Here is a 13,298-nt window from a genome sequence, read left to right on the forward strand (position 1 = left end):
GCGCGGAAGGCCCGAACCAGCCGCTTGACGTGGCGAACGCTCAGCCCCAGATGAAGCGCCGCCTCACGCTGGATCAGCGTGCCGTCAACCACCTTCCGGATGACACCCACCCGATCCAACTCCCTGTGACTCATGGCAATCTTCTCCCGATCCATGGCCCCGCTCCTTGTCAGAACAAAAAGGGGACACTTTAACTTTGTGGAAAGGGGACATTAGTGCTTTGGGCTAACATAGCCCTGGGTTTGCTTGACAGCCTGCCGCGACGCGCGACTATACTTCGGCCATGAATGTGGACGTGAATGTTGTCGAGAACGATTTGGCGGGTTGGAGTGGCGTGTCACTTGAGCGGCTGTCATGAAGCCGGTTTCGGGCTTTACGCTCATCGAGCTGGTTACGGTCATCGTGCTGCTGGGGATTTTGTCGGCAGTTGCCACCGTGCGCTTCATTGACCTGTCGCAGCAGGCGCGTGATGCCCGTATCCAGGCGCAGGCCCAGGCGCTGATCTCCAACGACACGCTTAATCACATGGCTTGCAAGGCTGGGGCTGAGGACTGCGTCGCCTTCGATCAGACGGGCTTTTCAACCTGCCAGATCGCTGTGGCCGCATTCCTGCCCGAGGTGGCTGCAGATTTCACCGCCACTACCTACACTTCGGCAACGCCTTCAGGTCAGTGGCAAAGCCTTCCCGGCCCGGGTGAGGCGCTGTTCTGGGTAACGCGAACGCTCGAGGTTCCGTTTCCCCAGAAGGTGCCCTGTGTGCTGGCCTACAAGTAGCGCCACCGGCCGCGGGTACTCGTTACAATAGGGGGTCTGATAACGAATACGCCCTTGAAGAGGACTGGCATGGCGCACGAGTATCCCCATCCCGACGATATCGATTTCCAGGAGACGCAGGAGTGGCTTGAGTCGCTGACCGCGGTTGTCGACCGCGACGGCCCCGAGCGCGCGCACTTCATTCTCGAGCGCCTGGTCGAACTGGCGCGCCGCTCCGGCGCGCACCTGCCGTTTGACCTGACAACGGCCTACATCAACACCATTCCGCTTCACCGTGAGCCGACCATGCCCGGCGACGGCGCCATGGAGCGGCGTATCCGCTCGATCATTCGCTGGAACGCCATGGCCATGGTGGTGCGCGCCGCGCGTCGCGGCGGCGAGCTGGGCGGACATATCGCCAGTTTTGCTTCGGCAGCGACGCTCTACGACGTCGGCTTCAACCATTTCTTCAAGGGCCCGGATCACGCCGATGGCAGCGATCTGGTCTACTTTCAGGGGCATTCCTCGCCCGGTTTCTACGCCCGCGCCTTTCTCGAGGGGCGCCTGACCGAAGAGCAGCTCGACGGCTTTCGCCAGGAAGTCGACGGCGAAGGGATCAGTTCCTATCCGCACCCCTGGTTGATGCCTGATTTCTGGCAGTTTCCGACGGTGTCGATGGGCCTGGGCCCGATTACCTCGATCTATCAGGCCCGATTCCTCAAGTACATGACCAACCGCGGCATGGCCGATGCGGAAAAGCGTAACGTCTGGAGTTTTCTCGGCGACGGCGAGATGGACGAGCCCGAATCGCTCGGCGCGATCTCGCTGGCGGGTCGCGAAAAGCTCGACAATCTGGTGTTTGTGGTCAACTGCAACCTGCAGCGCCTGGACGGGCCGGTCAGGGGCAATGGCAAGATCATTCAGGAGCTGGAAGGCTTCTTCCGCGGCGCGGGCTGGAACGTCATCAAGGTGATCTGGGGTTCCTACTGGGATCCGCTGCTGGCGCGCGACACCAAGGGACTGTTGCGCCGGCGCATGCAGGAAGCGCTCGACGGCGATTACCAGAAATACAAGGCCAATGACGGCGCCTACGTACGCGAGCACTTCTTCGGCGCCTACGACGAGCTCAAGGAAATGGTCGCCGACATGTCGGATGCCGATATCTGGCGGCTCAACCGCGGTGGCCACGACCCGCACAAGATCTACGCGGCCTATCACGAAGCGACCCATCATGAGGGTCAGCCCACCGTCATCCTGGCCAAGACCATCAAGGGCTACGGCCTGGGCCAGTCGGGCGAGGGTCAGAACATCTCGCATCAGCAGAAGAAGCTCGACGATCAGGGTGTGAAGTACTTCCGCGATCGCTTCAACGTGCCGCTGAGTGACGACCAGCTCGAAGGCGTGCCGTATTACCACCCGGGCGAAGATTCCGAAGAAATCAAGTACATGAAGAAGCGTCGGAAAGAGCTCGGTGGCTATCTGCCCCAGCGCCGGGTCGAAAACGACACGCTCAAGGTGCCCGATCTGGACGCTTTTTCAAGGCTGCTGGAATCCACCGGCGAGCGCGAGATTTCGACCACCATGGCCTACGTGCGCTGCCTGTCGCTGCTGCTGCGCGACAAGAACGTCAAGGAGAACGTGGTGCCGATCATCTGTGACGAAGGGCGTACCTTCGGCATGGAGGGTCTGTTCCGCCAGATCGGCATCTATGCGCCCTTCGGTCAGCTCTACGAGCCGGTTGACTCCGATCAGTTGGCCTACTATCGCGAGGCCAAGGAAGGCCAGGTGCTGCAGGAAGGCATCACCGAGGCGGGCGCCCAGAGTTCCTGGATGGCTGCCGCCACCAGTTATGCCACCACCGGCGTGCCGATGATTCCGTTCTACGCCTTCTACTCGATGTTCGGTTTCCAGCGTATTGGTGACCTCGCCTGGGCGGCCGGTGACATGCACGCGCGCGGCTTCCTGATTGGCGGCACATCCGGGCGGACCACGCTCAATGGCGAGGGCCTGCAGCACCAGGACGGCCACAGCCACGTGCAGGCCGGCGTCATCCCTTGCTGCGTCAGCTACGACCCCACTTTTGCCTACGAACTGGCGGTGATCCTGCAGGATGGCCTGCGGCGCATGTACGGCGAAGGCGAAGACGTTTTCTACTACATCACCGTGCTCAACGAGAACTACCAGCACCCGGCCATGCCGGAAGGCGCCGAAGAGGGCATTCGCAAGGGCATGTACCTGCTGCGCGAAGCCAAGGGCCAGAAAGACGCCCCGCGCGTGCAGTTGATGGGCTCGGGCGCGATCCTGCGCGAAGTCATGGCGGCCGCCGACCTTCTCGAACAGAACTACGGCGTCGGTGCCGATATCTGGTCGGTAACCAGCTTCAACGAGCTGCGCAAGGACGGGCACGAAGCCTCCCGGCGCAACCTGCTCAACCCCGACCAGTCGCCGACCACGCCCTGGATCACCGGCCTGCTCAAGGATCGTGAGGGGCCGGTGGTGGCTGCTACCGACTACATTCGGGCCTATGCTGATCAGGTGCGCGAGTTTGTTCCGGCCGATGACTACCTGGTGCTGGGTACCGATGGCTTCGGGCGCTCGGACACGCGCGAGAATTTGCGCCGCTTCTTCGAGGTCGATCGTTACTACGTCGCCTGGACGGCTCTGGTCGGTCTCAATCGTCAGGGCAAGTTCGATGACGACAAGCTGATCAAGGCCCGAAGCGCGCTGAATATCGATCCGGACAAGCCGCTGCCGACAACCGTGTGAGCGCGCGCGAACATCGGCACGCAGGTCGCGGCTACATCCGCGACGGACGACCTGGCAGGCTTGTTCACGCGTAGCTGACGCGTGTACAGACCAGATGCGTTGACCGTCGGGAATGTCATCCCCGACCTGCGCGGGCACCAGATACACAACGAGACGAATGTCATGAGCAACAGAACAGAGATCAAGGTTCCCGATATCGGCGACTTCGACAAGGTGCCGGTCATCGAGGTGCTGGTATCGCAAGGCGACACGGTCGACAAGGAGCAGTCGCTGATCACCCTCGAATCCGACAAGGCCACCATGGAGGTGCCATCACCGGAGTCGGGCAAGCTGGTCGAGCTGAGAGTCTCCGAAGACGACGAGGTGGGTCAGGGCGATGTGATCGGTATTGTCGAGGTGGCCTCTGAAGACGCCGGCGATGACGCGGGTGACGACCAGGCCGAAGCCGACGGGGAGGGTGAAGACGCTGCCGGCGACTCGGACTCGGCCCCGGCGCCGGCCGAAAGGCCAGCGACCGCCGAAGATACCGATACCGCCGCAACGGAAAGCCGAAGCTCGCAAGCGGATGCCGCTTCGGCGGGCCGTGCCGACAGGCTGCCGGCGCCGCCGGTGCCTTTCGAAGCGATGGATATGGACCCGTCGAAGCTGCCGCATGCCTCGCCGGCGGTGCGCCGACTGGCGCGCCAGCTGGGTGTCGATCTGGTCGGCGTCGAGGGCTCCGGGCGCAAGGGGCGCATCACCGAGCAGGATCTGAAGGACCATGTCAAGCAGGCGATGACCTCCGGTGGCGGCGCGACGGCCGGCGCGGGCCTGGACATTGCCGAGCCGCCGCGGGTGGACTTTGCCAAGTTCGGCGATATCGAGGAAGAGAAGCTCTCGCGCATCCAGCAGATTTCCGGCCCCAATCTGCACCGCAACTGGGTATCGATTCCGCACGTCACCCAGTTCGACGAAGCCGACATCACCGAAATGGAAGCCTTCCGCAAGGCCAACAAACAGGCGGCCGAGGACGCCGGCACCAAAATGACGCCGCTGGTATTCCTGATCAAGGCGGTGGTGGCCGGGCTGAAGGCCTTCCCGCACTTCAACGCCTCGCTGGCCAACGACGGCAAGAAGCTGATCAGGAAGAAATATTTCCATATCGGCGTGGCCGTGGATACGCCCAACGGCCTGGTTGTACCCGTCATTCGCGACGCCGACCAGAAGGGACTGCTGGAGCTGGCGACCGAGTTGACCGACCTGTCGGGTCGCGCGCGCGAGGGCAAGCTCAAGCCGGGTGAAATGCAGGGCGGGTGCTTCTCGATTTCGAGCCTGGGCGGCATCGGCGGCACTGCCTTCACGCCAATCATCAATGCGCCAGAGCTGGCCATCCTGGGCGTGTCACGCTCGGAGATGAAGCCGGTATGGGATGGCGAGCAGTTCGCCGCGCGCCTGATGTTGCCGCTGTCACTGTCATACGATCATCGCGTCATCGACGGCGCGGATGCAGCTCGCTTTACCCGCTATCTGGCCACTCAGCTCGAGGATCTGAGGCGACTGTTGCTTTGAGCCAGCAGCGCACGGGTTTTGGCATGATGCTGGCCGCCGCGGTCGGCTTCCTGCTGTTGCTCACCTTTGTCTTCTCGGGCCTGATCGAGGATCGGAGCAATCCCAACCGGCAGGTCGCCAGCAGTCGGGTCAACGGCAGCATCGAGGTGGTGCTGGAATCCGATCGTCAGGGGCACTTCATCGCCAGCGGCGCGATCAGCGGGCGCGAGGTGACCTTCCTGGTCGATACCGGCGCCACGCTGGTGTCGGTGCCCGAGGATCTGGCTGACCGGCTGGGGCTGGAGCGCATGGCGCGCATCGGGCTGGAAACCGCGGCCGGGCCGGTGACCGGCTGGATGACGCGCCTCGACGAGGTGCGCCTGGGCGATATCGTTCAGCGCGATGTGCGCGCAGCGATCAGCCCGGCTCGCAGCGAAACGGTGCTGCTGGGAATGAGTTTTCTCAAGAACCTGGAAATGACCCAGTCCGGCGGCAGGTTACGATTGGTGGCAAGGATTTAGGTCGCGGGCGCAGTAGCCGCGATCGGCGACAAGACACAGAACGAGACGAATGCCATGAGCAAGAAACAGGAAATCAGGGTTCCCGATATCGGTGACTTCGACAAGGTGCCCGTCATCGAGGTGCTGGTGTCAGAAGGCGACACGGTGGAGAAGGAGCAGTCACTGATCACGCTCGAGTCGGACAAGGCGACGATGGAAGTGCCGTCACCCGAATCGGGCAAGCTGGTCGAGCTCAAGGTCTCCGAAGACGATGAAGTCGGCCAGGGCGATGTGATCGGGACCCTTGAGGTTTCCGCAGCCGCCGCTGAGGGCGCTGACGAGGCCGGCGCCGAAGATGAGGGCGATAGTGCCCCCGACAAGTCGTCTGCTGGCCCGGACGCAGCTGCAGAATCAGGCGACGCCGAACCGGCTGACGAGCCCCGCACGGCCGGCGGTGAACGCAGAGCGGACACCGACGTTGACCCCGGCGATCACGAGTACGAATTCGATCTGGCCGTGCTCGGTTCCGGGCCGGCCGGCTACACTGCGGCCTTCCGCGCCGCGGATCTGGGGTTGAAAGTCGCGCTGATCGAGCGCTACGACACCATCGGCGGGGTCTGCCTGAACGTTGGCTGCATTCCATCGAAGGCCTTGCTGCACGTCGGTCAGGTGATCGATTCGGCGGCGCAGCTGGGCGAGCACGGCGTGGCCTTCGGCGCGCCCGAAATCGATCTCGACAAGCTGCGCGGCTTCAAGGACTCGGTGGTGAAAAAGCTCACCGGCGGCCTGGCCGGAATGGCGAAAAAGCGCGGCGTCGAGGTCATTCAGGGTTCGGGGACGTTCAGCGGCGAACACGAGCTGAGCGTCGAGCACGACGACGAAACGCGAACCGTCGGCTTCAATCAGTGCATCATCGCCGCCGGTTCGCGCGTGGTCGACATTCCCGGGCTGCCCGAGGGCGACGAGCGCGTCATGGACTCGACCGCGGCGCTCGAGCTCGCCGAGGTGCCGGAGCGCCTGCTGGTCATCGGCGGCGGCATCATCGGCCTGGAAATGGCCTGCGTGTTCCGCGCGCTGGGCTCGAAGGTCACCGTGGTCGAGATGATGCAGCAGCTTGTCCCGGGCGCCGACGCCGATCTGGTCAGGCCGCTGCAGCAGCATCTCAAGAAGCTGGGCGTCGAGTTTCATCTTGAAACGAAGGTTGCGAAGGTCGAAGCCGACGACTCGGGGCTGACCGCCCAGCTCGACGGCGAGGGCGCACCGGAAACTGCCGATTTCGATCGCGTGCTGGTCTGCGTTGGCCGCCGCCCCAACGGCGATCGGCTCAACGCCGAAGCGGCCGGCGTCAACGTCAACGACAAGGGCTTCATCAAGGTTGACGGCCAGATGCGCACCAGCACCGATCACATCTTCGCCATTGGCGACATCGTCGGCCAGCCCATGCTGGCGCACAAGGGCTCGTACGAAGGCAAGGTGGCCGCCGAGGTCGCCGCCGGCCACAGGCGCGCCGCCGACGCGCGCGTCATTCCCTCGGTGGCCTATACCGATCCGGAAGTCGCCTGGGTCGGCCTGACCGAGGCCCAGTGCAAGGCCGGCGACGTCAATTACGGCGTCGGCAAGTTCCCCTGGGCGGCTTCCGGCCGCGCTCTGGGCATGGACCGCAGCGAGGGCTTCACCAAGCTGATCTTCGAGGCCGAAAGCAACCGGCTCATTGGCGCCGGCGTCGTGGGCCTGCACGCCGGCGACCTGATCTCGGAGCTGGCGCTCGCCATCGAGATGGGCTGCGACGCCGACGACATCGGCCTGACAATCCATCCGCATCCGACGCTTTCCGAATCGGTGATGATGGCCGCCGAAGCCTACCAGGGCACGATTACCGACCTGTATCTGCCCAACAAGAACAGGTAAAGCGTCGGCCGAGCGGCGGGCCCGGCCACTCCCGAGCGGGCGGCCCGCCGACGGTCGTCGTCGGCACCGATGGGCTGCCCTGTCGGCTCACGCGCCTTCTCCCCGCGCGTGAACCCCGGCCGGATCAACGCTGCCGCCGCTCTCCTCGGGCGCTGGCGCCGGGCGTTTGTCGGCAGCCGGGTTCCGGCTGCTTGCAAAAGTAAAGAAGTTGTTCATATCATACAATCCAGAAAGCTGGATGCTGCGCCATACTGGACAGTATTGAGCAACACCTGAACCATCTCTGCCTAGGGGAGAAGTCCGATGAAGTCATGCCGATTCCTGGCGCCCGTGCTCGCACTGTTATGGTTGGTCGGCTGCGGCGGCAGTTCCAGCGTCGACCGTGCCGTCGATCAAGAGCCCGCCACCCAGCCCGACGGCCAGCCTGTCGATGGTGTCATCACCGCGGTCTTCGATCCCGCAGGCGGCGAGATTCCGTTTCCCAACACGCTGCTGTTGTCGGATACGGACGACATGACGCTCAATATCCCGGTGGCCGACCCCACCGACTACGGTGATCCCGCAGTGGCCATGAACGCGCTGGACGGTTTCAGCACCGTGGCGCCCTGGACCTTCGATTTCACCGCACCGATCGATCCTGCCAGCGTGATTCCCGGCAGCACCGTTCGTTTTTATGAAGTCACTTTCGTGCAGGGGCAGCCGGTCGTCTCCGGCGTCAATCGCGAACTGGTGCCGGGCCGGGAGTATGTGGCCGCAGTGGCGTCGTCTGACCCCAGCGGGCAGACGCTTGCCGTGGTGCCGCTCCAGCCGCTGCAGGAAATGACCGGTTACATGGCGGTGCTGACTGACGGTATTACCGATACCAGCGGCAATCCCGCCACTCCGGCGCAGCCCTATTTTCTGGCCAAGCGCCCCGATCCGCTGGTCGACGAGGCGGGCAACAGCACCGACCCGCTGCTGGACAACCCCACGGCGCAGGCGCTGGAGCCGCTGCGACAGGTGATCAATACGCACCTGGCCGCGGCAGCCTCGCAGGGTGTGACCGCAGACAGCATCGTGGTCTCTTCCACGGCCACCACGCAGTCGATCACGCCGGTGCTGTCGAAACTGCGCTCGGTCATCGGCCCGACCGGCAGTCAGGTGGCGCCGGCCTGCCTTGCGCCCGACAGCTGCCTGACCACGGCCGATGTGTTGCCGCCGGGCAGTTCGGCAGGCCTGGCCGACCTGTACATGGGCATCATGGAAGTGCCGTACTTTCTCGGCGTGCCCTCGCAGCAGAATCCGACCGCACCCCTGACCGCCTTCTGGGAAGCCGCGCCCGGCAACTACGTGCCGCCGTTCGACCAGCTGGGCCTGAACCCAGAATCCACCAACGTCACGGTGGCCAATCCGATTCCTGTGGAAACGGCCCGGCCGATGATCCCGCTGCTGATGACCGTGCCCAACGAGACTTCGGGGCAGCCGCGCCCGTCGGCAGGTTGGCCGGTGGTGATCTTCCAGCACGGCATTACCGGGGATCGCTCACAAATGCTGGCCCTGGCCGACACCATGGCCTCGCAGGGTTTCGCGATGGTTGCCATTGACATGCCGCTGCACGGCGTGACCGACCAGACCAGCCCGCTCTACATCGGCAATACGCCCTTTGCGGCGGCCGCAATGGAGCGCACCTTCGATCTCGACCTGCAGAACAACGACAGCGGCGCGCCGGGACCTGACGGCATCATCGACGACTCGGGTGCCTGGTTCATCAATTTGCAGAGCCTGCTGACCTCGCGCGACAACCTGAGACAGGCGCAGATCGACCTGTCGACTCTGGCCCTGAACGTGCCGGAGATGGACATCAACGGCGACGGTGTCAGTGATCTTGATGGTTCCAGTATCCACTTTGTCGGGCTCTCGCTTGGCGCCATGACGGGCACGCCTTTCCTGGCCGTTGAGCCGACCGTGGGCAACGGCGTGCTGTCGGTCGCCGGCGGCGGCGTCGCCAACCTGCTGGCCGGATCACAGACCTTCGGGCCGGTTATTCGCGCGGGTCTCGAGTCGGCGGGCGTCGAGCCCTACTCGCCTGACTATTATCAGTTCCTGCTGGCCGCACAGACGGTGATCGACGCGGCCGATCCGATCAACTGGGGCGCGATGGCAACCGCCCAGAACACCGTTCTGCTGCAGCAGGTCGCCGGCGACGCAGTGGTGCCCAACGCGGTCGAAGGGGCGCCGCTTTCCGGCACCGAACCGCTGATCCGGGTCATGGGCCTGGAGGCGATTACGGAGACCACGCAGGACCCGATGGGTATCCGCGGCGCGGTCCGATTGCTGCAGGGCGGGCACGGCTCGCTGCTCGATCCGACCGCCGGCCCGGCGGTGACCGCCGAAATGCAGGGCGAGGCGGCCAGCATGATGGCCTCCGGTGGCGCGATGGTTCTCATTGGCGATCCGTCACTTATCCAGACCGAAGACTGAGAGGGAGAATCCGAACATGAAACGTCAAGCATTCAAGAACACTCGGCGCGTGCTCGGGCTCCGTCCAGGCCTGCTGGCCGGTGCCGTCGGGCTCGCCCTGGCCACCCAGCCGGCTCATGCCATCGACCTGAGTACCGATGATGTCGAGATCCGTCTCGATACCACCGTAAGCTACGGTATTGGCGTGCGCGCTTCCGAGCGCGATGACGAACTGGTGGCCAAGTCACATTTCGATCCGGAGGTGTCTCAGCGCCCGCTGGCGCAGCAGATCGCCGCAAAGGGGCGCTTTTCAGCCAACTCCGACGACGGCAACCTCAACTTCGATCAATGGGATCCGATCTTCAACCAGGCCCGTATCAACTCCGAGCTGGCGATCAATTATGACAACATCGGCGCCTTCGTCCGGGGTAACTACTTCTATGATTTCACCCTCAACGACATGGACGAGCTGCCCGACGCCGCCAAGGATCAGGCCGGTGAACGCGCACGCTTGCTCGACGCCTATGTCTATGGCGACTTCTTCATGGGCGATCGCCTGCTTTCGCTGCGGCTTGGCCGGCAGGTCGTCAGCTGGGGCGAAAGCACCTTCCTGGCCGGCGGCATCAACTCGATCAACCCGGTCGATGTCACCGCGCTGCGTACTGCGGGCGCCGAGCTCAAGGATGCCTTTCTGCCGCTGAACATGCTCTGGGGCTCGATCGACGTCACGCCCAATCTGTCGGTCGAGGCCGTGGTCATGGCTGAGTGGGACTACGTCGAGGCCGAGCCGTCAGGCACGTTCTTCGCCACCAACGATTTCGCCACCGCCGGTGGTCGCTACGCCATGCTCAATTTCGGCCTGGTGCCGCAGCCGGTCAGAAACCCCGATCGGTTCAACGCCGTCTGTCGCGGCGGTAATTTCGGGGCATCCGACAGCGGCCTGCCGCCGCCACTGGTTGCTGCTGGTTGCAGCGCTGCCTTTCCGCGGGCGGCCGATGACCGTGCCAGCGACAGCGGCCAGTTCGGGGCCGCCCTGCGCTATTACGCCCCGGCGCTCAACAGCACCGAATTCGGCCTTTATTACCTGCGCTACCACAGCCGGCTGCCGCTGCTTTCCGGCCGCGCCGTGAGCAGCGCTGAGCCGTCCTCGGGTGCCGTCATCGTCGGCTATCCTGAAGACATCGATCTGTGGGGTGCAAGCTTCAACACCACGGTGTCGGGATGGTCGGTGGCCGGTGAGGTGAGCTATCGCGACAACGTGCCTCTCCAGATCGACGATGTGGAGCTGCTCTACGCCGGCCTGTCGCCGCTCAACGCCGCCATTCCCGAGCCCTACAACCGCTTCATCAGCCAGCTTGGGCAGTTCCAGCCGGGCGAATACATTCAGGGCTACGAGCGCCGCGAAGTGTCGCAGGCCCAGTTCACCCTGACCAAGGTGTTCGGGCCGGGCAACTGGCTCGGCGCCAACCAGGTGGCCATGGTCGGTGAGTTCGGGGTCACGCACGTCTGGGATCTGCCCGACCCCAGCGAGTTGCGTTTTGAAGGCCCGGGTACCGACACCTTCGGCGGCCCTTCGCGCCAGAGTGGCGGCAACTCCCGCAGCCCGACCACCACCACCAGCGGCTATGCCACCGATACCAGCTGGGGCTATCGCCTGGTGATGGCGCCAACCTACAACAACGTGCTCGGTACGGCCTGGAACATGACGCCCAGCGTGGCCTTCAACCACGATGTCGACGGCGTCTCTCCCGGCCCGGGCGGCAACTTCATCGAAGGGCGCAAGCAGGTGACCCTGGGCGTGGACTTCTCGTATCAGTCAGCCTGGCAGGCGGGGTTGTCGTACACCAACTTCTTCGGTGCCGGCAACAACAACCTTCTGGGTGATCGCGATTTCATCGCCGCCTCCCTCAGCTACTCCTTCTAAACATGCTCCCAAAGCAAGAGGCCAATCGAATGCACAAGCTAACCCCTGCAATCCTGGCACTGACCGGCATGATGACCCTGGCCGGCAGCGTGACGGCCCAGCAACCCGGTGCCGACCAGGATGCCAACATCGGCACGGCAGATATCGATGCAGTGATCCCGAAAACGCCGGAAAACATCGCCCGACTGGGCCAGGACCTCACGCCCATGGGTGCGCCCGTGGCGGGTAACGCCGAAGGCACCATTCCCGAGTGGGACGGTGGCCTGACGCGGGCTGACTGGCCCGAAGGTTATACCCCGGGCGATCGCCATCCCGACCCTTTTGCCGCCGACGAGCCGCGGCTTCGCATTACCGGGCAGAACTACCGCGAGCACAGCGACTATCTCTCACCCGGTCAGGAAGCGATCTTCGAGCGCTATCCGGATACCTTCTACATGGAGGTCTACCCCACCCGCCGCAGCGCGTCCTTCCCGGAACGCATTTATGAAATGACCGCCCGCAATGCCGAAACCGGCCGCCTGGTCGCCAACGGTGAAGGCGTTGCCGACGTCGCCGAAGGTTACCCGTTTCCGCTGCCGCAGAATGCGCGTGAGCTGATGTGGAACCACAAGATGAAGTACAAGACGGCCGGCAGCATCCGCTACTGGAACCAGGTGGTGCCGACCGCCGGCGGCAGCTACACGATGATCAAGATTCGCGAAGAGATCCTCGGCCTGTACTTCAAGGAAGGCATGACGATCGATGACATCGACAACGTGCTGCTGTATTTCTTCCAGGAAGTCGAATCGCCGGCGCGCCTGGCCGGCAACATCCTGCTGGTGCACGAGTCGCTCAACCAGATCAAGAAACCGCGCCAGGCCTGGGTCTACAACCCCGGGCAGCGCCGCGTGCGTCGGGCACCCAACGTGGCCTACGACAACCCGGGTACGGCAGCCGACGGCCAGCGCACCAGCGACATGACCGACATGTTCAACGGCGCGATGGACCGCTATGACTTCGAGTTGGTCGACAAGCGCGAAATGTACGTTCCCTACAACTCCTACAAGGCCCACAGCGCTGATCTGACCGCCGATGATCTGATCATGCCCGGCCACCTCAACCCCGAGCATCTGCGCTATGAACTGCATCGCGTGTGGGTGGTGGAAGCCACCATTCGCGAGGGCACGCGGCATATCCATCCGCGGCGCACCTTCTATATCGACGAAGACACCTACCAGATCCTGATGATCGAGCACTATGACCAGCGTGGCGATCTGTGGCGTGTGTCGGAAGCGCACCCGATCAACTACTACGATCAGCCGCTGATGACGCCAACGCTGGAGTCGACGGTCGATCTTCAGAATGGACGCTATATCGTCAATGGCGTGAACAATCAGGATCCCGTGATGCAGTTCGGACTCGAACTGTCGCCGCGAGACTACACGCCGCAGGCGCTGCGCGTGCGCGGTCGGCGCTGATTGCAGTCATCGTTGCAAACGCAA

General features: G+C 63.8%; 8 protein-coding genes. All 8 read left to right on the plus strand.

Annotation, left to right across the window (positions count from 1 at the left end; all coding sequences use genetic code 11):
* Positions 1-354: 354 nt before the first annotated feature.
* Positions 355-774, plus strand: a complete 420-nt coding sequence (locus ACEWQ0_RS02620; protein ID WP_476484398.1) for a prepilin-type N-terminal cleavage/methylation domain-containing protein — start codon at positions 355-357, stop codon at positions 772-774.
* A 69-nt stretch (positions 775-843) separates the two neighbouring features.
* Positions 844-3,519, plus strand: coding sequence for a pyruvate dehydrogenase (acetyl-transferring), homodimeric type (aceE, locus tag ACEWQ0_RS02625; RefSeq protein ID WP_476484399.1), 2,676 nt, complete (start codon positions 844-846; stop codon positions 3,517-3,519).
* Between the two features lie 162 nt (positions 3,520-3,681).
* Positions 3,682-5,067 carry a dihydrolipoyllysine-residue acetyltransferase gene (locus tag ACEWQ0_RS02630; protein WP_476482635.1) on the plus strand — a complete coding sequence of 462 codons (1,386 nt, stop codon included), beginning with the start codon at positions 3,682-3,684 and terminating at the stop codon, positions 5,065-5,067.
* Positions 5,064-5,567: a retropepsin-like aspartic protease family protein gene (locus ACEWQ0_RS02635; protein ID WP_476482636.1), complete on the plus strand. Its 504-nt coding sequence runs from the start codon at positions 5,064-5,066 to the stop codon at positions 5,565-5,567. Before ACEWQ0_RS02630 ends, ACEWQ0_RS02635 begins: the two co-directional genes overlap by 4 nt.
* A gap of 54 nt (positions 5,568-5,621) precedes the next feature.
* The gene (gene lpdA / locus ACEWQ0_RS02640; RefSeq protein WP_476482637.1) at positions 5,622-7,454 is read left to right on the plus strand and encodes a dihydrolipoyl dehydrogenase; all 1,833 of its coding nucleotides are present in this window, start codon (positions 5,622-5,624) and stop codon (positions 7,452-7,454) included.
* A gap of 303 nt (positions 7,455-7,757) precedes the next feature.
* Positions 7,758-9,914: an alpha/beta hydrolase gene (locus ACEWQ0_RS02645; protein WP_476482638.1), complete on the plus strand. Its 2,157-nt coding sequence runs from the start codon at positions 7,758-7,760 to the stop codon at positions 9,912-9,914.
* 16 nt (positions 9,915-9,930) lie between these two features.
* The gene (locus ACEWQ0_RS02650) at positions 9,931-11,817 is read left to right on the plus strand and encodes a DUF1302 domain-containing protein (protein WP_476484400.1); all 1,887 of its coding nucleotides are present in this window, start codon (positions 9,931-9,933) and stop codon (positions 11,815-11,817) included.
* A 29-nt stretch (positions 11,818-11,846) separates the two neighbouring features.
* Positions 11,847-13,274: a DUF1329 domain-containing protein gene (locus ACEWQ0_RS02655; protein ID WP_476482640.1), complete on the plus strand. Its 1,428-nt coding sequence runs from the start codon at positions 11,847-11,849 to the stop codon at positions 13,272-13,274.
* The last annotated feature ends 24 nt before the right edge of the window (positions 13,275-13,298 follow it).

This window comes from Wenzhouxiangella sp. YN9, assembly GCF_056324165.1.

Coding starts and splice junctions, on each gene's coding strand:
- ACEWQ0_RS02655 (WP_476482640.1), top strand. CDS start 11,847: ATGCACAAGCTAACCCCTGCAATCCTGGCACTGACCGGCATGATGACC.
- ACEWQ0_RS02620 (WP_476484398.1), top strand. CDS start 355: ATGAAGCCGGTTTCGGGCTTTACGCTCATCGAGCTGGTTACGGTCATC.
- aceE (WP_476484399.1), top strand. CDS start 844: ATGGCGCACGAGTATCCCCATCCCGACGATATCGATTTCCAGGAGACG.
- ACEWQ0_RS02650 (WP_476484400.1), top strand. CDS start 9,931: ATGAAACGTCAAGCATTCAAGAACACTCGGCGCGTGCTCGGGCTCCGT.
- ACEWQ0_RS02630 (WP_476482635.1), top strand. CDS start 3,682: ATGAGCAACAGAACAGAGATCAAGGTTCCCGATATCGGCGACTTCGAC.
- lpdA (WP_476482637.1), top strand. CDS start 5,622: ATGAGCAAGAAACAGGAAATCAGGGTTCCCGATATCGGTGACTTCGAC.
- ACEWQ0_RS02645 (WP_476482638.1), top strand. CDS start 7,758: ATGAAGTCATGCCGATTCCTGGCGCCCGTGCTCGCACTGTTATGGTTG.